A 24,865-nucleotide genomic window follows, 5' to 3' on the forward strand; every position below is an offset into this window, starting at 1 on the left:
TGTCGGGCGGGTTGCGGCCCGGGGTCACCCCTCCACGGCGACGGACCGCAGCTCACGCAGCGGTTCCCCGGGGCCGGTCGGCCCGGCCCCGGGGACGCCAGGTCAGTTGCGCAGGCTCCACTGCTGGTTGGACCCGCCGTTGCAGGACCAGAGGATGAGCTTCGTGCCGTTGGCGGTGGCCGCGCCGTTCGCGTCGAGGCAGAGCCCCGACTGGGCGTTGGTCAGGGTGCCGTTGGCGTTGAGGTTCCACTGCTGGTTGGCACCGCCGTGGCAGTCCCAGATGATGACCGCGGTGCCGTTGGAGGTACCCGCGCCGCTCGCGTCCAGGCACTTGCTGCCGTACGCGGTCAACTGCCTGCCGCTGGTGTACGTCCACTGCTGGCCGGTGCCGCCCGTGCAGTCCCACAGCTGCACCTGGGTGCCGTTGGTGGTGCTGGCGTTGGGCACGTCGACGCAGCGGCCGGACTGCCCGCCCACCAGCCGGCCACCCTGCTGACCGCTGCCGGTGCCCTGCTGGCGGACCAGCGAGCCGGACTCGGCCGACCGGTTGCCCTGGGCGTCCACCACGAACAGCCGGTACTCGCCCTGGTTCGTCGGCACCGCGATGGAGGTGGCGGTGCCCGCCGCCCGGGTCATCGTCGGGCCGGCGGTGAAGGTGGTCGTGCCGGCGGGGGCCAGCCAGACCGTCTTGGACGCGTCGCCGGTGCTGCGGATCGGGATGGTCGCCGAGGCGCTGGTGACGAAGGTGCTGGCCGGCAGCACGTAGTTCGGCAACGACAGGTTGGCCGCCGGGACGATGTCCCGGTAGGCGTCCTCCAGCCCGGAGGCGGCGGCGATGCCGTACGCCGCCGCCGGCCAGACGTAGTCGGACGAGACCAGGATGTCGTTGACCGTGCTGTTCGGCAGGTTCTTGTTGGACACCTTGTTGATCGGGCCGTAGATCTGGGTGATGCTCAGGTCGTGCTTGCGCCCGAAGTCGTCTGAGTTGATCATCCAGGTGATGTTCTTGTCCACGCTGAGCACATTGTCCCGGAACGTGATGTACGCCGAACCCTCGTCCGGGTGCAGGCCGTACTTGTGCCCGGACGGCACCCCCTGGAGGTAGTTGTTGGTGATCGTCGTCCCCGGCTGCGCGCCCAACGTGTAGATGGGTGCGGTGTCGCTGAGCCGCTGCACCGTGTCGATGATGTGGTTGTAGCTGATGGTGTTGTTCCGGGCCGTCGTGGTGGGCCGGTTCGGCGCGATCGAACCCGACGACCCGTCGAAGTTCCACCAGCCCCAGCCGAGCGTGATGCCCGACCACGGCGACTTCTCGATCCGGTTGCGCTGGATCGTCAGGGTGTCCACGAAGTACGCCGAGATCGGGCTGTGCCCGTTGAACAGCACCGCGCTGTCGTACAGGTAGTTGTTCCTGATGTCGATGTTCTTCGGCAGCCCCTCGACCTGCGGCAGCCACTTCTCCCGGTTGGTCGACGTGCCGTCGCCGATGTAGACGTGCTGCGGGTGGCCGACGGTGATCGCGGAACCCGCGATGTCGTTGGTGAAGTTCCCGGTCAACTGGCTGTTCTGCACGTCGTTGACCATGTTGACGCCGTCGGCGCCGCTGTGCTGGATGCGGTTGCGGCTCAGCAGGATGTTGTCGGCGTTCTCCACCTGGATCATGCCCGGTGTGACGTCGACGTTGCGGTAGTAGTAGTCGTGGAAGTTGCGCTTGGCGTACGCCTGCGCCCCGAGGTTGCCCTGCTGCGCCTGTTTGTACGACGAACCGGCCACGGAGAACAGGTTCCAGTCGGAGTGCTGCACGGTCAGCCCGGCGAAGGTGAGGTTGCGCGCGTGGCTGCCCGTCGAGGTGCCGGCGACCCGCAGCAGGGTGGTCACGTTGTTCGGCGCGAACACCGACGCGGTCGCCATGTTCTCGGCGCTGCTCTTGTAGTAGTAGAGCGTCCTGCTGCCCTTGTCGAAGAAGAACTCACCGGGCGCGTCCAGGAACTCGTAGGCGTTCATCAGCTTGTGGCTGCCGCCGCTCTGGGCGTTGCCGTTGAACGCGCCCTGGGCGATGGCGGCACCCGGCTGCTGGAACAACGCCACCCGGTTCGCCCCGTCGGAGGTGACCTGGCGTACCCCGACGATGGCGGTGGTCCAGGTGGTCGCCGTCTCGATCTCGATGTCCTCGGCGTTGCGGGCGATCGCCGGGAAGTCGTTGAGGTTGTACTTCGCGCCGTCGCACTGCGAGCCCGACTCCCACGCCCACGCGGCCTGCCCGGCGGTGATGGTGTACGTCCCGTAGCAGCCCGCCGAGCCGACCGTCTTCGTCGCCATGACGGCCCGCTTGTCGTTGACGTAGAGCGCGCGCAGCTTGTTGGCCCGGTCCAGCGGCGCCTTCCAGATGTTCCCGCTGTGCTGGGTCCAGCCGGTGACCGGCACGCCCCCGTCGAGCACCGGGGTCTCACCGGGGTAGGCGGAGTAGCTGACCCGGTAGCCGTTGCTGCCGGAGTCGGCCGCGCCGAACTCGATGGTGCTGCTCACCGGATACCGGCCGCCCCGCAGGTAGACCTGGATGTCCCCGGTCATGTTCACGTTCACAGTACGCACCACGTCCCGGGCGCGTTGCAGCGTCCGCAAGGGCGACTCCATCGTGCCGGGATTGGTGTCGCTGCCGTCCGGCGCGACGTAGTAGGTCGCCTGGACTGCCGCCGACGCCGGCAGTTGATTCGCGATCACGGCCGGACACGCGGCGGCGACGAGCAACGCGCCGGCCAGCAGCGACCTTCGGGCGGTGGAGAGGGCTGTTTTCACGTAGCGTTCCTTTCGCAGGCCACCGACAGACATGTCCGCTGGACAGGTGTCCTGGGGGTGCGACAGTGAACCCGCCGGGCGAACATGGGCCGCCGCGCCGGGAGACAGGGTGCTCCGGCGGGTTCGGCCGTTGGCGGGTTACTGGGAGACACCGCGACCGGCAGTAGCAAGGTGCACGTTCGAACGACCGGCATCAGCCGGCGGCAGTGCCCCGCCACAGGGAACTCCCGCCGACCGCCCGAGCGTTCTTGCCCGTGGTCACGGAATTCTGCCCTGAAGCGTAGGCGTCACGCTTTTGGGCCGCAACCACCAATTGTCAACCGCCTATGCGTAATCGTGACCGGACAGACCCGGCCCGGCCCGCGTCGCGCGCGCCTGCCGGTCGTCGGACGACCCACGGCCGCCGCCGGGACCGTTACGATCCGTTGCCGTGGAACTGGGCGTGCAACAGTTCCGCCGTCCGGAAGGCCAACTCGATCGACTGGCTGCGGTTCAGCCGGGGATCGCACGCCGACTCGTACCCGGCGTGCAGGTCGTCGAAGGCGATCGGCTCGCCGCCACCGACGCACTCGGCCACGTCGTCGCCCGTCAACTCGATGTGCAGGCCACCCGGATGGGTGCCCAGCGCGGCATGCACCTCGAAGAAGCCCGTCACCTCGTCGACGATGTCGTCGAAACGCCGGGTCTTGTGCCCGCTCGGGGCGGTGATCGTGTTGCCGTGCATCGGGTCGCTGATCCAGGTGACCACACCGCCGACCGAACCCGCCGCCTCGACCAGTGCGGGCAGCCGGTCGCGGACCACCTGGGCCCCCATCCGCGCGATGAAGGTCAGTCGGCCGGGCCGACGCTGCGGGTCGAGCAGGTCGATGTAGGCGCCCACCTCGTCGGCGGTGGTAGCCGGACCGAGCTTCACGGCGATCGGATTGGCGATGCTGGTCAGGTACGCCAGGTGGGCACCGTCCAACTGCCTGGTGCGCTCCCCCAGCCACAGCAGGTGGCCGCTGCCAGCGTACCGCCGACCGGTGCGCGGGTCCGTCCGGGTCAACGCCTCCTCGTAGTCGAGCAGCAGACCCTCGTGGCTGGTGTACAGGTCGACGCTCCGGGTCCCGGCGAGGTCCATGTTGCAGGCCTGGACGAAGCGCAGCGCGCGGTCGATGTCGTCGGCGAGCCGCTCGTAGCGCCGCCCGACGGGTGAGCGGGCCACGAAGTCCTGGTTCCACGCGTGCACCTGCCGCAGATCGGCGTAACCACCGGTCAGGAACGCCCGGATGATCGCCAGGGTCGCCGCCGACGCCTGGTACATCTCGTGCAGGCGGCGGGGATCGGGCCGACGGGCCTGCGCGGTGAACTCGATGCCGTTGACCGCGTCGCCGCGGTAGGCCGGCAGGGTCACCCCGTCACGGGTCTCGGTCGGCACCGACCGTGGTTTGGCGAACTGCCCGGCCATCCGCCCGATCTTGACGACCGGCAGGGAGCCCGCGTACGTGAGGACCACCGCGATCTGCAGCAGGGTCTCCAGCTTCCGGCGGACCGCCAGGGACGAGGTGCCACCGAACGTCTCGGCGCAGTCGCCCCCCTGCAACAGGAACCCCGCACCCTGGGCGACCTGCGCCAGGCGGTCGGTCAGGTCGTCGCACTCCTGCGGTGACACCAGGGTGGACGCGGTACTGAGCTCCCCGACGACCCGGTCCAGCAGCCGGCTGTCCGGCCAGTCGGGCGCCTGGGCGACCGGTCGGCCGCGCCAGTGGTCGGCCGTCGGGGCGTCGGTGGTGGGGACGTGGTGCGCAGCAGCGAGCAGAGCGCGGGTCATGGCAGCCTTCCGCGTCGGCAGAGCATGGATCTGTGGGACGGGTCATGGGCCGGCAGGGCTGAGCGTAGGCCCGGCGGACCCGGCCCCGTCAAACCTGCCGCAGTCCACCCCGGCACCCGGCGAACCCGCTGGCACCCCCCGATGACCTGGCGATCCTCTCGGCCGGTCGGTGCCGCGAGGCCGAAGTGGACCGGTCCGGTAGCCGGCAAATGGTCTGGGGTCGCCCGGGGACACCTGCTTGGCTGGCAGCGGCGAAGGGGGATGTGATGCTGACGAGTGGAGTCGCCCGGACGGATCACGACGCGGGGCCGACCACGGGCCTGCTCGACCGGCTGAGGTTACCGGTCACGGTGGTGTCGACCGAGCTGGCCGAACGCGATCCGTTGGAGCTCTACGCGGCCCTCGCCGACGGCCTGGGCAGCCAGGAGGTGTTCCTGCTGGAGAGCCTCTCCGGGCCGGAGCCGCAGCGACGGGGATCGGTGGTCGGCTGGGGGCGTCTCGCGCAGGTGCGGCTGTACCGGGAACACCTGGAGTTCGACGGTGTGCCGACGATCGTCGACGCGCTCCGGCAGCTCGCCTCCGGGCTCGGCCTGCGTCCGGACGGGCCCGGCCGGTGGGGATTCGACCGGCCGGCGGGCGTCTGGGAGCTGCTGCGCCACACCCAGGGCCTCTTCGACGTGCAGACCGACGAGCCGAGGCAGGCGTACGCCTTCGGTTTCCTGCTCACCGCCGGATACGGCACCGCTTGGCACATGGAGGAGCTGCCGCCCCGGCCCGCGGGTGACCTGCCGGATCTGACCCTGACCCTGTTCCGGAACTCGGTCTGGTTCGACGCGGGCTCGGGACGGGTCCGGCACCTACGCGGCGACCACCCGTGCTTCCCCGCCTCCCCCGGCGTGCCGCCCGCCGGCCGACCGGCCGGGCAGCCGACGGGGGTGCCCCCGGCACCGGTCCCCGACGAGGTCAGCGACAACGTCGACCGGGAGACGTTCCTCGGCTGGACGCGCCGCTGCCTGGAGCACATCCGCGTCGGTGACATCTACCAGATCCAGATCGGCCACCGCATCGACGTGCGCACGTCGCTGACCCCGCTGGAGGTCTACCGCCGGCTGCGGGCCAAGAACCCGTCGCCACACATGTATCTCCTGCCGCACCACGGCACCACCCTGATCGGTGCCAGCCCGGAGCTGTTGTTCCGCACCGAGGAGGACCTGCTGGTGATGCGGCCGATCGCCGGCACCACCCGCCGCGACCCCACCGGCACGGGCAATGACGAACGCATCGCCGCGCTGCTCGCCAGCACCAAGGAGCGCGCCGAGCACATCATGCTGGTCGACCTGTGTCGTAACGACGTCAGCCGGGTCGCCCGCCCGCACAGCCTGGCGGTCGACCGGCTGATGGCGGTGGAGACCTTCTCCCACGTGTTCCACCTGGTGTCGACGGTCTCCGCCCGGCTGGAGCCCGGTGCCGACGTGTGGACGACGCTGCGGTCCACCTTCCCGGCGGGCACGATGACCGGCGCCCCGAAGCTGCGGGCCATGGAGATCATCAGCGAGATCGAGCGGGACGACCGGGGCAGCTACGCGGGCACCGTCGGCCTGATCGACCCGCGTGGCTGGAGCGAGCTGGCGCTCTGCATCCGCACCGTCTCCTTCGACGGGGTCCGCTACTCGACCCAGAGTTCGGCGGGGATCGTGGCGCAGTCCGACCCCGAGGGGGAATGGGCCGAGACCCTACACAAGATGTCAGCCGCCTACTGGGCGCTGACCGGAGAGGAGTTGCTGCCGTGAAGGTGCTGCTCATCGACGCCTACGACAGCTTCGTGCACATCATCCAGCAGTACCTGCGCGACCTCGGCGTGCAGGCCGAGACCGTACGGTCGAAGACGCTGCCGGAGGCCGAACTGCTGGCCTGGGAACCGGACGCGGTGGTGCTCGGGCCCGGACCGGGGCATCCGGCCGACTCCGGTCACGTGGAGCTGGTACGACTCTTCGCCGGCCAGGTGCCGGTGCTCGGGGTGTGCCTCGGTCACCAGGCCATCGGGCTGGCCTTCGGCGCCGAGGTGCTGGTCTCCGGCCGGCCGATGCACGGCCGCACCAGCGTCGTACGGCACGACGGGCGGGGCGTCTTCACCGGCCTGACGCCGGAGATGGTCGCCACCCGCTACCACTCGCTGGTGGTCGGCGAGCCGCTGCCGGACGTGCTGGAGGCGACCGCACACTCCGACGACGACGGGTTCGTCATGGGTCTGCGGCACCGGCACCTCCCCGTGGAGGGCATCCAGTTCCACCCGGAGAGCATCACCACCGTCGGTGGCAGACGGCTGCTGGAGAACTTCCTGACCACGTCGGTTCCGGTCTGAGGCCCGGTCGGGGCCGTCAGGCGGTGTGCCGCAGGCGGGGCTGGCCGGGCAGTCCCGCCGCCGTCTCCCCGACCAGCCGGAACGCCTCGAACAGTCCCGAGCGGGGAAGTCCGGCGTACCCGACGACCAGGGCGGCGGACGGCGGCGGACGGTCGACGGCGAAGGACCTGCCACCGGCGACCAGCACCGAGCGGCAGGCCGCCCCGGTCAGCAGCGCGGCCTCGTCGAGCTGCCCGGCAAGCCTCAGGTACGCGTACAGGCCGGCCGTCGAGCCGATCGTGCGGGCCTGGGGCAGGTGGCGTCCGACCGCCTGGTTGAACGCCTCACGCCGGGCCCGGCAGCGGGCCCGCATCCGCCGGGCGTGCCGGTCGAGCAGCCCGCTGCGGATGAACTCGGCGAAGGCCAGCTGGGTCAGGCTGTCCACCGCGAACTCCCGGTCGACGCCGACCCGGTCGACGACGGGCAGCAGCGGCGACGGGACGCAGAGCCAGCCCACCCGCAGCCCCGGGCCGAGGATCGTGCTGGCCGTACCGGCGTAGACGACCCGGTCGGGGGCCTCGCGTTGCAGGGCGAGGGGCCGGGGCCGGGGCTCCATCCACAGATCGCCGTCGTGATCCAACTCGATGATCCACGCGTCGTTGTCGTGGGCCCACCGCAACAACTGGCCACGGCGTTCCCCACTCATGGTGACCCCGGTCGGGAACTGGTGGGCCGCGGTGGTCAGCACCGCCCGCACCCCGCTGGCGGCCAGGGCCCGTACGTCGATCCCCCCGTCGTCGACGGGCACCGGGTGTGGGCGCAGGCCGAACCGGGCGGCGAGGCGTCGGTGCCGGGGGTGGCCGGGATCCTCCACGCCCAACTGGTCGATGCCGATCCGGCGCAACGCGCCGCTCAGCAGCCGCAGCGCCGCCGAGAAACCCGCGGTGACCAGGGTCTGCCCGGGTTCGGCCCGGACCCCGACGACCCGACCGAGATAACCGGCGAGTTCCGTACGCAACGCCGCCACCCCGCAGGACGGCGGCCGGTCCAGATCGGGCAGCCGGACCGAACGCACCGCGCGGTCGTACGCGGTCAGCCAGTCGCTGTGCGGGAAGTGGACCCCGTCGCCGGCGTCCGGCCGCAGATCGAAGCGGACGAGCTGCGCCTCGGGCCGTTGCACCGGCTCGGGTCGGGCCGTGACCGGGCTGATGTGCCGGGCCACCCGGGTGCCCGACCCGCGTACCGCGTCCAGGTAGCCCTCGGCGATCAACCGGTCGTACGCCTCCACCACGACGCTGCGGGAGACCGCGAGGTCGGCGGCGAGTTGCCGGCTGGAGGGCAGTCGGGTCGCCGGTCGCAGCGAACCGGCGACGATCTCCCGCTGGATGGCGTCGTGGATCTGCACGGTCAACGGGGTGCCGCAGTCCCGGTCGACGTGGATGAACAACCGCCAGGCCATCACGCTGCTCCCCGGTCCGCGACGGGGGAAGTGGACCGGCCGTTCGCCGCCGGGGTGGCCTGGCACGACCTGCCGCCCGATCCGACAGTGGGCAGGAGGACGTGAGGGGGCAACTGATGACCGAGACCGATCGGAACTGGGCCGCACTGTTGAGCGCCCTGCTGCGGCGGGAGGACCTGACCGCCAAGGACACCGAGTGGGCGATGGACGAGGTGATGCGGGGTGCGGTCCCGCCGGCCCGGCTGGCCGCCTTCCTGGTGGCGTTGCGCGCCAAGGGCGAGACCGTCGCCGAGGTGGACGGGCTGTTGCAGGCCATGTACGCGCACGCGGTGCCGGTGCCGGTGGCGGGTCCGACGCTCGACATCGTCGGCACCGGCGGCGACGGTGCCCGGACGGTGAACATCTCCACGATGGCCGCGATCGTGGTGGCCGGCGCGGGGATCCGGGTGGTCAAGCACGGCAACCGCTCGGTCTCGTCGTCGAGCGGCTCGGCCGACGTGCTGGAGCGTCTCGGGGTGCCGCTGCGGCTCTCCGCCGCCGACGTGGCGACCCTGGTCGACCAGGTGGGCATCGGGTTCTGTTTCGCGCCGGTGTTCCACCCGGCCATGCGGCACGCCGCCGCCGTCCGTCGGGAGCTCGGCGTGCCCACCGTGTTCAACCTGCTCGGGCCGCTGTCCAATCCGGCCCGGCCGTCGGCCCACGCGATCGGGGTGGCCGATCTGCGGGCCGCCCCGCTGGTGGCGGGGGTGATGGCTCATGCCGGCGGGAGCGCCCTGGTGTTCCGTGGTGACGACGGGCTGGACGAGTTGACGGTGACCACCACGTCCCGGGTCTGGGTGGTCCGTGACCTGGCGGTGCGCGAGGAGGTCTTCGACCCCCGCGAGATCGGTATCGGCTACTCCCCGTTGGCCGCGTTGCGCACCTGCGGTCCCGAGGACAGTGCGCGGGTCGCGGGCGAGGTGCTGGCCGGCGTGACCGGACCGGTGCGTGACGCGGTGCTGCTCGCGGCGGCGGCCGGGATCGCGGCGGCCCGCCCGACCGACGAACCGGTCACCGCCCGGTTGGCGGCCGGGGTACGCCTCGCCGCCGAGTCCATCGACTCCGGTGCCGCCCGCCGGCTGCTCGATCGTTGGCGGGAGGTCGGCGGTGCGCTCGTCGGCGGCGGCACCCGGGATCCGGGCGACGCCGGGGCGGTCGGGGCACGCCCGACCGGTGGGCCCGACCGGGTCCGCCCGGCGGGCGACGGTCACGTGGACACCGCCGGATCGTCGGCCGGACGAGGTGCCGTGGCCGGGTGAGGACGGCGGGCGGACCGACAGCCGTACGTCGGCTGTCGGTCCGCCCGACAGGTCAGGCCGGCACACGGGCATCCCGGATGCTGGTGGCCAACTCGCCGGCGAAGCCGCGGACCGCGTGCAGCCGGGCCCCCGGGTCCTCGTTGTCGATCAGTCGACGGACGAAACCGGCACCGACGATCACCCCGTCGGCGTAGCCGGCGATCCGGGCCGCCTGTGCCCCGGTGGACACCCCGAGCCCGACGCAGACCGGCGTGTCGGTGACCGTCCGCACCCGGCTGACCAGCGCCTGCGCCGCCTCCGCCGAGGCACCGCCGGTGCCGGTGACGCCCATCAACGCGGCGGCGTAGACGAAGCCCCGGCTGGCCGTGGCCGTGCGGGCCAGCCGCCCGGCCGTCGAGGTCTGGGCGACCAGGTAGATCCGGTCCAGCTGGTACGCGTCACTGGCCGCCGTCCAGCCGCTGCGGTCCGCCTCCTCCGGGATGAGGTCGGGAATGATCAGCCCGCAGCCCCCGGCGGTGGCCAGTTCCTCGGCGAACCGGTCGACGCCGTACCGCTCGACGGGGTTCCAGTAGGTCATGCAGACGGCGGCGGCCCCGGCGGCGGTGACCGCCTCGACCGCCTCGAAGACGTGCGGTGTGACGGTGCCACCGGCCAACGCGACGTCCACGGCATGTTGGATGACCGGCCCGTCCATGGCGGGGTCGCTGTACGGCAGGCCGACCTCGACCACCTCGACGCCCGCCTCGACCATCGCCTCCATCGCCGCGATCGAGCCGGCCACGGTGGGGAAGCCGACCGGCAGGTAGCCGATCAGCGCCGCCCGCCCCTGCGCCCGTGCGGCGCTCAGCGTCCGGCTCAGTCTGGTCTGCGGCCCGGTCGGGTCACCCACGGTCGTCCCCCTCCAGGCCCAGGTGCTCGATGGCGGTGTGCATGTCCTTGTCCCCGCGTCCGGACAGGCAGACGACGATCACCGGTGGAGCGCCGTCCGGGCCGGTGGGCAGCGAGGGCGCGATCCGCAGCGCGCCGGCCAGCGCGTGCGCGGACTCGATCGCCGGGATGATGCCCTCGGTACGGCTGAGCCGGGCGAAGGCACGCATCGCCTCGTCGTCGTCGACCGGCTCGTACCGCACCCGGCCGGTGTCGTGCAGCCAGGCATGTTCGGGCCCGACCGCCGGGTAGTCCAGCCCCGCCGAGATCGAGTGGCTGTCCCGGGTCTGTCCGTACCGGTCCTGGAGCAGGTAGGTACGGGCACCGTGCAGCACGCCCACCGAGCCGCCGGTGATCGAGGCGGCATGCCGGTCGGTCGTCACGCCGGCACCGCCGGCCTCGAAGCCGTACAGCCGCACCCGGTCGTCGGGCACGAACGCGTGGAAGGCGCCGATGGCGTTCGAGCCGCCGCCGACGCAGGCCGCCACGGCCGTCGGCGGTGTCGGGCTGACGGCGGCCAGCTGGGCTTTCGCCTCCAGTCCGATCACCCGGTGGAAGTCGCGGACCAGGGCCGGGAAGGGATGCGGTCCGGCCGCCGTGCCGAGGATGTAGTGGGTGGTCTCCACGTTGGTCACCCAGTCCCGGATGGCCTCGTTCAGGGCGTCCTTGAGGGTGCGGCTGCCCACTGTCACCGGGACGACCTGCGCGCCGAGCACCCGCATCCGGGCGACGTTGAGCGCCTGCCGGCGGATGTCCTCCTCGCCCATGTAGACGACGCACTCAAGACCGAACAATGCCGCTGCGGTGGCGGTGGCGACGCCGTGTTGGCCGGCACCGGTCTCGGCGATCACCCGCTTCTTGCCCATCCGGCGGGTCAACAGCGCCTGACCCAGCACATTGTTGATCTTGTGGGAGCCGGTGTGGTTGAGATCCTCCCGCTTGAGCAGGATCCGCGCCCCGGTGCCCTCGGCGAACCGGGGCGTCTCGGTCAGCGGGCTCGGCCGCCCGGCGAACCCGGTCAGCAGGGCGGCGAACTCGGCATGGAACTCCCGGTCCTTACGGGCCCGGTGGTACGCCTCCGTCACCTCCGCCAGCGCCGCCATCAGCGCCTCCGGCATGAACTGCCCGCCGAACTGCCCGAAGTGGCCGTCCGCGCCATCGGGCAGTTCGGGGCCGTCGAGGGCCTCGGCGACCACCGCCACGTAGGCCTGCGGCGACGCCGCCCACGCGGGCGTCACCGGGACGCTCCCGCCGGCCGACGGCCCGCCGCCACCAGGGCGGCCACCGATGCCCCCGGATCCGCGCTGGTCACCAGCGCCTCGCCGACAAGTACCGCCGCTGCGCCGGCATCCCGGTAGACCCCGACATCGGCGGGGACCCGGACCCCCGACTCGGCGACCCGGACCACGTCGTCGGGCACCAGCGCCGCCAACGTCGCGAACACCCCCGGGTCGACCGCCAGGGTGTTGAGGTTGCGGGCATTGATGCCGATCACCCGCGCGCCGGCGTCGACCGCCCGGCGTACCTCCTCGGCGTCGTGCGTCTCGACCAGGGTGGTCAGCCCCAGGTCGGTGGCCTGGCGCAACAACGACTCCAGCTCGGGCTGACCGAGCGCGGCGACGATCAGCAGCACCAGGTCCGCGCCGTGCGCCCGCGCCTCCCACAGCTGATAGGCGGAGACGATGAAATCCTTACGGAGCACCGGCACCGGCACGGCGGCACGGACCGCGGTCAGGTCGGCCAGGGAGCCACCGAACCGGCGCGGCTCGGTGAGCACGCTGATCGCGGCGGCGCCGCCGGCCACGTAGGCCCGGGCGAGACCCGCCGGGTCGTCGATGTCGGCCAGCGGCCCCTTGGCGGGGCTGCGCCGCTTGATCTCCGCGATGACCCGCACCGTGTCGCCCCGCAGCGCGGCCACCGCGTCCAACGGCGGGGCCGCCGCCGCGACCATCTCCTCCAGCACCGCCGGTCCGACGCGCGCCTCCCGGGCCGCCAGATCGGCGCGTACGTCCCGCACGATCTCCTGCAACACGCTCATCGGTACGTCCTCCTCATCGATTCGGCTCGACCGAGAGCCGGTGCTGGAACAGCCGCAGCGGGTCCCACTGGCTCTTGACCCGCTGCAACCGGGGGTAGTTGGCGCCGTAGTACAGCTCCTGCCAGGAACTGCCCGACCGGTTCCACGCCGGGTCCCGCAGGTCGACGTCGGGATAGTTGATGTACGCGCCCCCCGTACCGCGGTCGCGCACCGGGACGCCGCCGGTGCCGGCGTAGACGTCCCGGTAGAACCCGCGGAGAAAGCCGATGTGCGTCGCGTCCTCCGACTCGTCGTCCCACTCGCTCAGATACATGAGCATCAGCGCGGCGTCACGGTGTGAACTCGCGGTGGCGGACCCGGCGACGGCGGTGACCTGACCGCCGTACGGGGCGATCAGGACCCCGCTGCCCGGGTGGGAGTAGTCGGTCGAGGTCAACGCCCGGTGGATGGCTGCCGCCTGCGCCGGCGTGAACGCGGTCCGGTGCAGCGCCGACTTGCCCTTGATCCGGCGACCGACCGGCCGGTCGGCGAACCCGGACCACTGGGTGCCGAGCAGCCAGGGCAGCCTGCGCCGGACGGTGCTCTGCCCGGCCACGCCGACCCCGTCGCCGACCGCCGCCAGGAAGTCGTCGAGCAGACCGTCAGGGTCGGGCGCCTGCCCCGACACCTGCGTGTTGAGCACGACGGCGCCCCCGGAACGGTGGAACGTGATCAGGTGGCTGTAGAGGTGGTTCTCGACCAGCCCCGGACGGTTGCGGGCGACGTACCACCGGCTGTAGTTGAGCAGCAACCGGGTGAACGCCGCCCGGTCCATCGCCTCCCACGGCCAGATCACGGTGTTGACCAGCAGCTCCGCCGGTGGCCGGGGCAGCAGCCGGCGCGGGTCGGTGGTGTCGGTGCCGGGTGACCGGAACCAGTACCTGGTGACCACCCCGAAGTTGCCGCCGCCACCGCCGGTGTGCGCCCACCACAACTCCCGGTGCGGATCGTCGGCCTCCCGGGTGGCGGTCACCGCCCGCGCCGCACCCGATCTGTCCGCCACCACCACCTCCACCGCGTAGAGGTGGTCGACGGTCAGCCCGAACAGGCGGCTGAGCGGGCCGTAGCCGCCACCTGAGATGTGCCCGCCGACCCCGACGCTCGGGCACGAACCGGCCGGCAACGCGACCCCCCAGCCGGCGAAGAGCCGACGGTTGACCTCCTCCAGCCGGGCGCCGGCCCCGACCACGAAGGCCCGCCGGGCCGGGTCGAAGCCGATCTGGTCCAGGCCCCCCAGGTCCAGCAGGATCTCCACGGCCGGATCGCTGACGAAGTCCTCGAAGCAGTGGCCGCCGCTGCGGACCGACAACCGCCGCCCGGTACGCGCCGCCTGCTCCACCGCCCGCACCACGTCCGGGGTCGAGGTGGCCACCACCACCTGGCCGGGGCGGCCCACCCACCGCTGGTTGACGCCCCGCACCAGGTCGGCGTACTGCGGATCACCGGGCCGTACGGTCAGGAGGGTGCCGCCGTCCCCCGCTGCCGGCCGGGCCGACACCGCGGGTGCCACGCCCACGAACGCGGCAGCCGCCGCGCCACCGACCACCGCCGAACCACCCAGCACTCCACGACGGGTCAGTTCCACCGGGTTCACCTTCCTTCCGCTGTCTGTCGGAGCGCCGCCAGCAGGCGGTCGCTTTCCTGCGGGCCGTCGAGCCGGCGTCGGCCGTCGACCACGACCAGGGGCACCACGGCGGTCTCCCGCCGGGCCCGCCGGACCAACTCCCGTACCTCGTCCGTGCCCGCGTCGGTGGCGAGCAGGTGGGCCGCCCGCCCGGGTGCCATTCCGGCCCGGGTGGCGCGATCGACCAGCACCTCGGGGTCGGACACGTCGACGGCGTCGACGAAGTAGCCCGCGAAGAGCAGTTCCTCCAGCCGTCCCTGGACCTCCTCGCCGTACTCCCGGCCGGCCGACCAGAGCAGCCGGTGGGCGGCCAGGGTGTTGACCGCATAGCCGGCCTCGTTGGCGAAGGCGATGCCCATGCCGAGGCCGTACCTGGTGACCTCGGCGCTCATCCGGGCCGCCTTCTCCTCGCCGTACTTGCCGGCCAGCCAGGTGAGCATCGGCATCGGCGTGGCGGGGTGTTCGCCGTCGATCTGGTAGGGATGCCGCACGATCCGGACCTCCGGACCGTCGAACTCCCGTACGGCCGCGTCGAGGTGCCGTTTGGTGACGTAGCACCAGGGACACGAGATGTCGAGATAGCTGTCCACCCTCACGGCAGCACCACCCGTGCGGCGTCCGGCACGTCGTAGGACGGGCGGTCGTTGACAGTCGTCACGTCGAAGCCGCCCGACCGGGCGTACCGGTCGGAGATCTCGGCCAGCTCACCTGCCGAAATGACCTCGTGCACGTCGGTGAAACCGTCAGGGGCCAGCCGGGCCGCCAGGCTGATGACGAGTTCCGGCCCGAGCTGCCGGTTACGCTCCTGCAGATCCGTGGTGACCGGCCGACGCCGCTGCTCGTACTCGACCAGGGCGGCGACCGGGTCGGCGTGCCGCGCCAGGCAGAACGCCAGCACCCGGGCGTCCACGATCGACTGGGTCGCTCCGTTGGAACCCATCGGGTACATGGCGTGCGCGGCGTCACCGAGCAACGTCACCGGGCCGAAGGTCCACCGGGGCAGCGGGTCGCGGTCCACCATCGGATAGACGAACGCCTCCCCACCGGCCCGGACCAGTTCCGGCACGTCCAGCCAGTCGAAGCGGAGATCGGCGAAGTCGGACAGGAAGGAATCCGGTTCGACCCTCCGGTTCCAGTCCGCCCGGGCCGGCCGGTCCTGTTCGGCTGCCGGCCGGGCCAGTGCCCAGTTCATCAGCACCGGCTGCCCGGGCCCGGCCGGTCGGGACATCGGATACACCACGGCCCGACGTCGCTCGTCCCCGGCGATGATCATCGTGCTGCCGTTGAGGAACGGCGTCCGCCAGGCGGACCCCCGCCACACCAGCAGCCCGTTCCACGGCGGCTCGCCCTCGTCGGGATAGAGCGCGGCGCGGACCGCCGAGTTGATGCCGTCCGCACCGACCATCACGTCGGCGTCGAACTCGCCGACCCCACCGGCGGCCGGATGATCCACGATCACCCGCACCGAGTCGTCCGCCCGGATGTCGAAGTCGCGCACCCGGGCGTCGGCGACCACCGTCTTGTCGCCGAGCCGTCGGCGCACCTCGTCGAGCAGCACCAACTGCAGCCGCCCCCGGTGGATCGACAACTGCGGCCAGCGGTAGCCGGCGGCCCGCCCGCGCGGTTCGTTCCAGATCAACGATCCGAAGCGGTTGTAGTACGACAGCTCCCCGGTCTGGACCCCGACCGCCGACAACTCGTCGAGCAGCCCCAGCTCGGCGAGTTCACGCACCGCGTTGGGCAGGATGTTCAGGCCGACGCCGAGCGGCCGGATCGCCGGTGCCGCCTCGACGACCCTGATGTCGGTGATCCCCACCGCGTGCAGACTCAGGGCCAGCGTCAGGCCCCCGATGCCGCCACCGGCGATCAGCACCCTCACAGGGCCACCCCGTCCCGCCAACGCTGCTGCGGAATCCTGCGGTCCGGCCCGGCCGGCGCGGTCGGCCGGATCGTCGGCACCTCGGTCGACGGGTTCGGCCGGCGGGCCTGGACCAGACCGGCGTTCTGCCGGGTCAGATCGATGATCTGCCGGAGCAGGTCGACGCTGGCGCCGCCGCTGCCCACCGGGTAGAGACGGAGATCGGCCTGGTACGCCTGCCGGGCGATGCCGAGGTGCCGCCCCCGGAACACCACCACCGTCCGCAGCACCCGGGCGAGCGCCTCCGCGCCGCGGCGCAACACCGGCGACTCCCGGCCGGTCGTCGCGCCGTCCAGCCCGCCGTAGGCGTCGACCAGCCGGCTCACCACCGACCTGCCCTCGCTCCACCGTGTGTAGTAGCTCCGCCACCGGGGCAGGCTGTAAGGGACCGAGTGGCGGATGAACTCGTCGTACCCGGGTTCGCTGCGGTCGGTCGCCCAGATGACCTGGTCGACCAGCCAGAGCGGCACCTGCGCGGCGGCCGGCCCGAGCAGTTCCCGGCCCGAGACGGTGATCTCCTCGAAGTAGGGGCGGAGCACCCGGGCGAAGAAGACCGGGCTGACGTGCTGCAGCACCAGGTCGATCGAGTCCACCATCGCGTGCAGCCGGACGTTCAACTCGTCCAGCAGCGGGGCGAACTCCGGATCGGTAGGTGCGGTGTCGGCCAGCACGTCACACGTGTTCAGGCCGGTACGCAGATCCGGAAAGACCATCCGCACCGACTCCTGGAGGAACCTCTCCTGCGGGTCCCCGGTGTACATCCGCTGGCGGTGCCCCACCGGGTTCCAGGTGGTGTAGTGGTGCACGGTGTCCCGGGGCACCATGTCGGTCCGCCGGCCGAGTTCCTCCAGCACCGCGGTGACCTCCGGCACCACCGGCAGCGGCTCCACGCCGTGCCGCTTGAGGGAGCCCAGGAACATGCCGAGGTCACGCATCGCCGAGAGGCACTCGTCCAACGAGTACGTGGCGACCTCGTCGAGGCCGGGTATCAGGGCGCGCAGTGCGCCCACTATCGCTGACACGTCGGTCTGCGTGTTCATGGTGCGCAGCCGGAAACAGGCCGAGTCCGCGTTGAGCGGGTCGAGGAGCCTGACGTTTTCGATCCGGGCCAGGCTGGACAGGTCGGTGATCGCTGCGTTCGCCATTGCTCTCTTTCTGAGGGGACGGGACGGAACGGTGGTTGGACAGAGGGGCACGCACCGGGGCGGCAGGAGACGCCAGGGCACAGCCGCGCCCGGTGAGGTGGGTCGGTTCGGTGGCGGCGGTTACCGCCGGTCAGCCACGGAAGGCGTGCTGCGGGCCCGGCGGCACCGCCCAGTGCAGCCAGTGCCGGGAGGTCCGCCACGGGCGCGGAGGCAGCGGCACCAGTCGGCCCGCCGGCCCGAGGTCGGCCGGGTCCGGCACGCTCTCCCCCGGCCCGTCGGCCAGCACCGCGCGCAACTCGCGGATCAGGTCGTCCCGGGTACGGCCCCGCACGACCGTCAGGTGGGCGTAGCGCCGACGCCTGACGTTGGTGCTGTAACAGATGTCCCGCAGGTCGAACGCGGCACCCGCGCCTGCGGGCGCGAGATAGTCCAGGTAGCTGTGGATCAGCTCGGTCAGGCCGGCCGGGGTGCGGGCGCTGAGCACCAGCGGGTACCCCTCGACGCCCGGGTCGGACGCCCCCGTCGGCCGGGTCGTCCCGGCGTCGGGCCGGTCGGTCGCCTGCGCCTCGGCGAGCACCAGGTGGACGTTGGAGCCGGACATGCCCTGCCCGTTGACCGCCACGACTGCCGGCCGGCCACGGTCGGGCAGCGGGGTCGGGGCACCGGGTACGACCAGGGGCACCCGGTCCCAGTCGACGTCGGACCGGGGGTGGCGGAAGTGCAGGCTCGGTGGCACGAGCCGGTGTTCCAGGCAGAGCATCGCCTTGACCAGGCCGGCCAGACCGGCGGCGGCCTCGGTGTGGCCGATGTTCGTCTTGATGGACCCCACCAGACAGGGCTGGCCGGCGGGCCGTCCCTCGGCGAGCACCCCGGTCATCGCGACGAGTTCGGCCGCGTCGATCCGGGTGCCGGTCCCGTGCGCCTCGACGTAGTCGACCTCCGCCGGGCGCACCCCGGCCGCCGCGTACGCCGCGCGCATCGCGGTCGTCTGACCGGTCACCGACGGCGCGGCCAGCTCGGACTTGGCCCGACCGTCGTTGCTCACCGCGCTGCCGAGCAGAACGGCGCGTATCCGGTCGTGGTCGGCGAGCGCGGCGGTGAGCGGTTTGAGCACCACGACCACGACGCCGTCGCTACGGACGAACCCGTCGGCGGTGTCGTCGCCGAACCTGCACCGCCCGCTGCCGGACAACACCCCCGCCTGGCCGAACATCACCGCCGGTGTGGGCGTGAGGACCAGGTTGATCCCGGCGACGACGGCCATCGTGCTCTCACCCGAGCGCAGGCTCTGCGCCGCGAGATGCACCGCCACCCCCGATGACGCCTGGGCGGCGTCCACGGTCAGACTGGGCCCCCGCAGGTCGAAGGCGTACGAGAGCCGACCGGCGGCCATGCTGCGCTGCTGTCCGCCGAGCACGGCGGCCAGGCCGAGCCGGTCGAGTCGGGCGCTCTGGAGATCCCAGTAGTCGGCCTGGCTCTGCCCGACGAACACCGAGGTCCGGCTGCCGGCGAGGTGTTCGGGCAGTTGACCGGCGTCCTCCAGCGCCTCCCACGCGGTCATCAGCAGCATCCGGTGCTGCGGGTCGAGGCTCGCCGCCTCCTCGTCGTCGATGCCGAAGAACTCGGCGTCGAACTCGGCGGCCCCGGTGACGAACCCACCCCAGCGGCTGTTCGTACGGCCCGGTGGCGGCGGCGCCGGAGCGAAGTAGTCGTCGATGCGAAACCGGTCCGCCGGAACCTCATCGATCAGGTCCCGACCGTCGACCAGGTGTTGCCAGAGTTGCGTCGTGCCGTGCGCGCCAGGAAGGCGGCATCCTGCACCGATCACCGCGATCGGCTCCCCCGACTGCCGTCGTGCTGACCACATGTGTTCGAGTCCCTTCCGCAAAGGTCGTACGGCGGATCCCCCGCGCCGTTGCGAGCGGTGGGTCGTCACTGCCTGGGCAGTCCGGCCGGCACACCGGTGTGCCGGCCGGACTGCCCGGGCGACCCCCCTAGGAGGGTTCGGTCTGGTTCTCCTGGGCGAACTGCTGCCACGGCTGGGCCGCGACCCACTCGGCGATCGGCCGCGGACCGACGTTCAACGCCTTCGGCAGCGTTGCCGGGTCGAGGTCGAACAGGTCCCGGCCGGCCTCCTGGCCGACCCAGCGGTAGATGCCGGCGACACCGGTGGCGGCCGGCCCGCCCAACGCGAAGGCCAACCCCTCCTGGAAGGCGTCGACCTCCAACGGCAGATAGCTGATCCGCCTGCCGAGCACCCCGGAGAAGATCTCGGCCAGCTCGGGGCCGGTCACCACCTCGCCGCCGCCGAACTGCACCGACCTGCCGACGAGATCCGGCCGGTCCAGGGCGGCCACCATCGCCGCGGCCAGGTCGCCGTGCGACAGCCAGGCCACCCGGCGGTCGGCGGGCAGCGGATAGGCCAGCACGTTCTGGTTGGCCAACGCTCCGCCCACCCCGGGGTTGAACAGGTTCTCCAGGTAGACAGGCGGGCGCAGCACGATCAGCGGAACACCGCTGTCACGCAGGATCGTCTCCGTGGCCCGCCGGGTCTCGTACGCCGGGTACGGCGTCGCCTCGTCCGGGATGCAGGTGTTGGTGTTGAACACGAGCAGCTGCACACCGGCCTGCCGGGCGGCGTCGGCGATGTTGCGCGCGTAGCCGGCGACCGTCTGTGCGTCGTACACCAGCGGGAGGGTGACGGCGGCGTGGGTGACGCCCGTGAACGCCTCGCGCACGGCGGCCGGGTCGGCCAGGTCGCCGGTGACCAGGCTGACCCCCGGCGGGACCGACCCGGTGTCCCGGCGGGCGAAACCGCGCACCGGGTGGCCCCGCTCGGCGAGGGTCCGGGCGACCGCGCCGCCCTGGGCGCCGGTCGCGCCGAACACCAGATACTGCCTGCCCTGCTCTGTGGTCATCATTCAGTTCCTTTGCATCGTGGTAGACAGCGCCGGTGTCCGGGGACGTGGCGCTTCGTGCAGGACCCGTCGGTGCGGGTCCTCGTGCCGGCCGGGTCCGAGCGGGACCGGCCGGCGGACCGGATCGCCTGCCGTCGCGGACCGGCGTGTCCGACGGGCCCTCGCCCCGCCCGCCGGACGCGCGGTCCCGCGACGGCCTACCGTCCGGAGACTGTCGCGGGACCGGGGGTCACCGGCCGGGCCCGACGGAGCCGGACCGCCACCACCGCCGCGACGAGTGCGACCACCGCACCCACCAGGAAGGCCGCCTGAAAGCCGGCGGTGGTCGCCGCCGGGTCCAGCCGGGCCGGATCGTCGCCTGTCACCTGGCTGGTCCGGGCGGCGGCCACCCCGGCCATCACCGCCAGACCGACGACCGCGCCGATCTGTTGGCTCGTGTTGATCAGCCCTGAGGCGAGCCCGACCTCGGCGACCGTCGCCTCGGCCGTCGCCGCGACGTTCGTCGTCACGGTGACCAGCGGCAGCCCGATGCCGAGCAGGACGGTCGGGCCGAGCACGTCGGAGACGAAGTCGCCGTCGTGGGAGAGCCGGGACAGCCAGAGCATGCCCAGGGCGACCAGGACGAAGCCGGCCGTCATCGCGACCTCCAGGCCGAGCCGGGCGATCAGCCGCTCGCACATCCCGGCCACCCCGATCACCACCAGCGACATCGGCAACAGACCGAGCCCACCGCCCAGTGGCGAGTAGCCGAGCACGTCCTGGAGATAGATGCTGACGAAGAAGAACGTCGGGAAGAGGATGAGCTGGGCCAACCCGCCCAGGACGTTGGCGGTGCGCAGCCGACGCCGCCGGAAGACACCCAACGGCACCAACGGGTGGCTGCTGCGCCGTTCGACGACGACGAACGCCAACAGGCACAGCACCGCCAGCACTGCCGCGCCGACCGTACGGCCGGCGAGCCAGCCGAGGTTGCCGGTGGACACCAACGCGTACGCCAGCAGCCCCAGTCCGGCGGTGACGGTGCCGGCGCCGATCGCGTCGAAGGCCCGGCGGTCCCCGGGCTCGTGCATGTCAGGCACCAGCCGGAGGGCCAGGACGACCAGCACCGCCCCGACGAGGACGTTCATGAGGAACGTCGACCGCCACCCGAGCGAGTCGGTCAGCAGTCCGCCCAGCACGGTGCCGACGGCACCCCCGGCACCGGCCATGGCGGCGAAGATGCCCAGGGCGCGATGGCGTTCCGGACCCTCCGGGAAGATGCCCAGCACCAGCGCCAGGGCGGCGGCAGCGGCCAGCGCGGCGGCCAGGCCCTGGATCGCCCGGCCGGCGATCAGCCAGCCGGCCGAGTCCGCGGCCGCGCCCACCGCCGAGCCGACCACGAGGACGACCAGGCCGATGACGAAGACCCGGCGGCGACCGACGTGGTCGGCGCTACGCCCGCCGAGCAGGAGCAGGCCACCGAAGGTGATCAGGTAGGCGTTGGCCACCCAGGACAGCCCGGTGGGTGAGATGTCGAGATCCGCGCCGATCGAGGGAACGGCCACGTTGATGATCGCCGTGTCGAGGATCAGCAGGAACTGGGTGCAGGCGAGCACCGCCAGCGCCCGCCAGCGGTGGGGCACCCCGACGGCACCGGCCGCCGGGGCGCCGCCCGGGGAGACCTTGCGATCGGTCATGAGGCGCCGTACATCGAGTTGTCCAGCTCGTAGCCGTCCAGGCAGGACTGGGCGAGCTGCTCGCACAGGTCCGGCCGGCCGTCGCGGACCACCGCCGGCAGGTAGACGTGCGGTGCGCCGTGGTAGAAGCGCTCGTACTGCTCGTGCCGGGAGGCGAACTCCGAGCCCAACGCGTCCCAGGCGAGCTTGAGCAGCTTGATCCGCGCCTCGGCCGGGTGGCCGGGCGAGCGGACGTACTTGGCGAGCACCGGCCCCAGCTCGGGGTGGAGCAGGTCGTAGCCGGAGGCGGGCAACTGGATCAGTCCGCCGCCGGCGAGCAGCTTGACCTCGGCGACCGCCTTCGGATAGATGTCACCGGCCATGGCCCGGTGCGCGGAGGCGATCTCAGGGTTGATCATGACACCGCCGTCGGACCCGACCGGCACGAACTCCGTCTCGGCCGCGATCAACATCGAGCGGGCGATGTTGACCCAGCTCATCAGGCGACCGATCTGGATCTGCACCGGAGGGAGCTGATAGGTGTTGTTCGCCTTGGCGATGAGGATCGCCAGACCGGTGAGGAACTCCAGCTTCGTCCAGAAGCGGGTGGCCGACTGGTGGACGAAGTTGTTGTACGCCGGCGTCGCCCACCACTGGTGCAGGCTGGCATCCACGTCGCGGTAGACGAGCACCCGCTCCCAGGGCACGAAGACGTCGTCACAGACGAGCAACGAGTCGTTCTCGTCGAACCGGGAGGAGAGCGGGTTGTCGAAGACGCTCCGGGCGCTGGCCTCGTACGAGGTACGCGACACGAACTTCAACCCGGGGGTGTCGAGGGGAACGGAGAAGCTGAGCGCGTACTCCACATCCTGCGGGGCCAGCGGTTCGATCGTGCCCACCACCACCTCGTCACCGAAGGCCGCGGCCGTGCCGATCATCTTCGCGCCGCGTACCACGATCCCGCCGTCGGTCTCCTTGACCACCCGCAGGTAGAGGTCGTTCTCCTCCTGCTCGGACGCCGACCGGGTCCGGTCGATCTGCGGGTTGGTGATGGTGAACGCCTGGTAGAGGTCACCGGTGGACATCCGCCGGTGGTGCGCCGCGACGTTCTCCCGACCGTCGAACCCGGCACCCGCGAAGACCTCGGGCAGCGCGGCGAACCCGGCGAGCCCGGAGGCCATGTAGTCGGGTGACCGGCCGAGGAACCCGAAGGTCGCCTCGGACCAGATCTTGTGCGCCTTCCGCCTGGCGACCAGGTCCTCGTAGCTGCGGGCGATGTGGAACGCCCGGTGGATCCGCTCGCCCGATCCGGAGTCGACCGTCAGGGTCGGGGCGAACCCCGCCTCGTGGGTCAGGTCGTAGAGGTGGGCGATGGACCGGGCCGTGTTACGGAAGGCGCGGTGCCTGGTGATGTCCTTGACCGGCTCCCCGTCCAGCCAGATCTCCCGGCCGTCGCGGAGGGCGTCAAGGTACTGCTCACCGGTTCGCGTCATGTCTGATCTCCTTGGTTATGGGGTACGGCAGGCGGTCGCCGGCGGGTGGATCGGTGGTCCGGCGAAGGGTCAGGAGCCGGTCTCCTGCGGGGTGGGTCGGCCGGGGCCGGATCGGCGGCGGACCGAGTAGGACGAGTCGGTGTTGGCCATCGCCACGTCGAAGCCGCCCAGCTCCGCGTAGCGTCGGGAGACCTCGGCCAACTCCCGGTCGAGGGCGCTCGCCGACGGGCCGGGCCGGGTGACGGAGCTGGCCCGGTCCGCCATCGCGACGACCACCTCGGGACCCAACGCGCGGTTGCAGTTCTGGAGCAGGGTCATCCGGTCGAGCCGCTCCCGTTCGTAGGCGGTGAAGGCGGTGTCGACCTCCGGGTGACCGGCCACCGCGGCGGCCAGGGCGCGGGCGTCGACGATCGCCTGGGTGGTGCCGTTGGACCCCATCGGACACATCGCGTGGGCGGCGTCGCCGATGAGGGTCACCGGCCCGAACGTCCAGCGGGGCAGCGGATCGCGGTCGACCATGGCCTGTTCGAAGGGGGCCTTGGCGGCGGTGACGAGGGAAGCGACGTCCAGTGGGCCGAAGACCCAGCCGTCCAGCGCGGCCAGCAGTTTCGCCGGGTCCACCACCCGGTCCCACTCCGCCCGGTCGACCACCTCGTCCGGCCCGAAGGTGCGGGCCACCGCCCAGTTGGTGTCGACCAGCCCGGCGGCGTCCGGCCGGGTCGCTATCGGATAGGCGACCACCTTCCACGTACGGTCGCCGCCGATGAACATCGACCGGTTGTCGGCGAACGGCGGGATCTTGGCGATGCCCCGCCACACCACCTGCCGTTGCCACACCGGGGGCCCCTCACCGGGGTAGAGCACGCGACGAACGCCCGAGCGGATGCCGTCCGCGCCGATCAGCGCGTCCGCCTCGGTGGTGGTGGTGCCCCCGGTGCGGTGGGCCAGGTTGACCTGCACCCGGCCGGTGGGCAGCAGCCGGAAGTCGGTGACCCGGGCGTCGGCCCGGACGCGCTGTCCGCCGAGGCGTTCCTCGACGGCGGCGAGGAGCACCATCTGCAACTTCCCACGGTGCACCGACAGCTGCGGCCATCGGTGACCGGCGGCCCGGCCCCGTGGTTCGCGCCAGATCACCTCGCCGTGCCGGCTGAAGTAGACCAGCTCGGTGGTCGAGACGGCGGACGCGCCGACCGCTTCGTCCAGGCCGAGGGCGGCGAGCTCCCGGACGGCGTTGGGCAGGAGGTTGATCCCCGCGCCCAGGGGACGGATCTCGGGGGCGGCGTCGACCAGCCGGATGTCGTCGAGACCGGCCGCGTGCAGGCTCAGGGCCGCGGTCAGGCCGGCAATGCCCGCCCCGGCGATGAGTATCCGCATCGGCGTCCTCTCCATCTCGTCCGTGCCGGA

Annotated in this window: 17 protein-coding genes and 1 pseudogene; 3 read left to right on the forward strand and 15 right to left on the reverse strand. The window is 72.0% G+C overall.

What is annotated here, in order from left to right:
- Positions 1 to 102: 102 nt before the first annotated feature.
- Positions 103 to 2,796 carry an RICIN domain-containing protein gene (locus ACWCHM_RS21400; RefSeq protein ID WP_454219523.1) on the reverse strand — a complete coding sequence of 898 codons (2,694 nt, stop codon included), beginning with the start codon at positions 2,794 to 2,796 and terminating at the stop codon, positions 103 to 105.
- A gap of 415 nt (positions 2,797 to 3,211) precedes the next feature.
- Positions 3,212 to 4,606 (reverse strand): class II 3-deoxy-7-phosphoheptulonate synthase, encoded by a 1,395-nt coding sequence (locus ACWCHM_RS21405; protein ID WP_454219524.1) that lies wholly within the window; start codon positions 4,604 to 4,606, stop codon positions 3,212 to 3,214.
- Between the two features lie 266 nt (positions 4,607 to 4,872).
- On the opposite strand from ACWCHM_RS21405, the gene ACWCHM_RS21410 reads away from it, so the two are divergent.
- Positions 4,873 to 6,396 (forward strand): anthranilate synthase component I family protein, encoded by a 1,524-nt coding sequence (locus tag ACWCHM_RS21410; RefSeq protein WP_421489194.1) that lies wholly within the window; start codon positions 4,873 to 4,875, stop codon positions 6,394 to 6,396.
- Positions 6,393 to 6,968 (forward strand): anthranilate synthase component II, encoded by a 576-nt coding sequence (locus tag ACWCHM_RS21415; protein ID WP_421489195.1) that lies wholly within the window; start codon positions 6,393 to 6,395, stop codon positions 6,966 to 6,968. The genes ACWCHM_RS21410 and ACWCHM_RS21415 overlap by 4 nt, the downstream gene beginning before the upstream one ends.
- A gap of 16 nt (positions 6,969 to 6,984) precedes the next feature.
- Here ACWCHM_RS21415 and pdxR read toward each other — a convergent pair whose 3' ends face one another.
- Entirely contained in the window at positions 6,985 to 8,406 is a 1,422-nt protein-coding gene (pdxR, locus tag ACWCHM_RS21420; RefSeq protein ID WP_421489196.1) for a MocR-like pyridoxine biosynthesis transcription factor PdxR, read from the reverse strand.
- 116 nt (positions 8,407 to 8,522) lie between these two features.
- On the opposite strand from pdxR, the pseudogene trpD reads away from it, so the two are divergent.
- Positions 8,523 to 9,548: pseudogene (gene trpD, locus ACWCHM_RS21425) on the forward strand (anthranilate phosphoribosyltransferase); the annotation flags it as partial.
- 208 nt (positions 9,549 to 9,756) lie between these two features.
- Here trpD and trpA read toward each other — a convergent pair.
- From trpA to ACWCHM_RS21485, 12 genes are all read right to left on the reverse strand, one after another.
- Positions 9,757 to 10,593, reverse strand: coding sequence for a tryptophan synthase subunit alpha (gene trpA / locus ACWCHM_RS21430; RefSeq protein WP_372445877.1), 837 nt, complete (start codon positions 10,591 to 10,593; stop codon positions 9,757 to 9,759).
- Positions 10,586 to 11,827 (reverse strand): tryptophan synthase subunit beta, encoded by a 1,242-nt coding sequence (trpB, locus tag ACWCHM_RS21435; RefSeq protein WP_307821023.1) that lies wholly within the window; start codon positions 11,825 to 11,827, stop codon positions 10,586 to 10,588. The genes trpA and trpB overlap by 8 nt, the downstream gene beginning before the upstream one ends.
- Before the next feature lie 38 nt (positions 11,828 to 11,865).
- The gene (gene trpC / locus ACWCHM_RS21440) at positions 11,866 to 12,663 is read right to left on the reverse strand and encodes an indole-3-glycerol phosphate synthase TrpC (RefSeq protein ID WP_454223134.1); all 798 of its coding nucleotides are present in this window, start codon (positions 12,661 to 12,663) and stop codon (positions 11,866 to 11,868) included.
- A gap of 19 nt (positions 12,664 to 12,682) precedes the next feature.
- Positions 12,683 to 14,293: an FAD-binding oxidoreductase gene (locus ACWCHM_RS21445; protein WP_421489199.1), complete on the reverse strand. Its 1,611-nt coding sequence runs from the start codon at positions 14,291 to 14,293 to the stop codon at positions 12,683 to 12,685.
- Between the two features lie 5 nt (positions 14,294 to 14,298).
- Complete coding sequence (locus ACWCHM_RS21450) at positions 14,299 to 14,928, reverse strand: DsbA family oxidoreductase (RefSeq protein WP_454219528.1); 630 nt, start codon at positions 14,926 to 14,928, stop codon at positions 14,299 to 14,301.
- On the reverse strand, positions 14,925 to 16,211 hold the full coding sequence (locus ACWCHM_RS21455) for a flavin-dependent oxidoreductase (RefSeq protein ID WP_421489201.1): 1,287 nt from the start codon (positions 16,209 to 16,211) through the stop codon (positions 14,925 to 14,927). The genes ACWCHM_RS21450 and ACWCHM_RS21455 overlap by 4 nt, the downstream gene beginning before the upstream one ends.
- Positions 16,208 to 17,395 carry a monodechloroaminopyrrolnitrin synthase PrnB family protein gene (locus ACWCHM_RS21460; protein WP_454219529.1) on the reverse strand — a complete coding sequence of 396 codons (1,188 nt, stop codon included), beginning with the start codon at positions 17,393 to 17,395 and terminating at the stop codon, positions 16,208 to 16,210. Before ACWCHM_RS21460 ends, ACWCHM_RS21455 begins: the two co-directional genes overlap by 4 nt.
- Before the next feature lie 130 nt (positions 17,396 to 17,525).
- Positions 17,526 to 19,223 carry a beta-ketoacyl synthase N-terminal-like domain-containing protein gene (locus tag ACWCHM_RS21465; RefSeq protein ID WP_454219531.1) on the reverse strand — a complete coding sequence of 566 codons (1,698 nt, stop codon included), beginning with the start codon at positions 19,221 to 19,223 and terminating at the stop codon, positions 17,526 to 17,528.
- 166 nt (positions 19,224 to 19,389) lie between these two features.
- Positions 19,390 to 20,313 carry an SDR family oxidoreductase gene (locus ACWCHM_RS21470; RefSeq protein ID WP_204956713.1) on the reverse strand — a complete coding sequence of 308 codons (924 nt, stop codon included), beginning with the start codon at positions 20,311 to 20,313 and terminating at the stop codon, positions 19,390 to 19,392.
- 197 nt (positions 20,314 to 20,510) lie between these two features.
- Complete coding sequence (locus tag ACWCHM_RS21475; protein ID WP_421489202.1) at positions 20,511 to 21,989, reverse strand: MFS transporter; 1,479 nt, start codon at positions 21,987 to 21,989, stop codon at positions 20,511 to 20,513.
- Positions 21,986 to 23,461 carry a 4-hydroxyphenylacetate 3-hydroxylase family protein gene (locus ACWCHM_RS21480; RefSeq protein ID WP_454219533.1) on the reverse strand — a complete coding sequence of 492 codons (1,476 nt, stop codon included), beginning with the start codon at positions 23,459 to 23,461 and terminating at the stop codon, positions 21,986 to 21,988. Before ACWCHM_RS21480 ends, ACWCHM_RS21475 begins: the two co-directional genes overlap by 4 nt.
- A 69-nt stretch (positions 23,462 to 23,530) precedes the next feature.
- Entirely contained in the window at positions 23,531 to 24,835 is a 1,305-nt protein-coding gene (locus ACWCHM_RS21485) for an FAD-dependent monooxygenase (RefSeq protein ID WP_454219535.1), read from the reverse strand.
- Positions 24,836 to 24,865: the final 30 nt, after the last annotated feature.

The sequence above is a fragment of the Micromonospora sp. SCSIO 07396 genome (assembly GCF_053667945.1).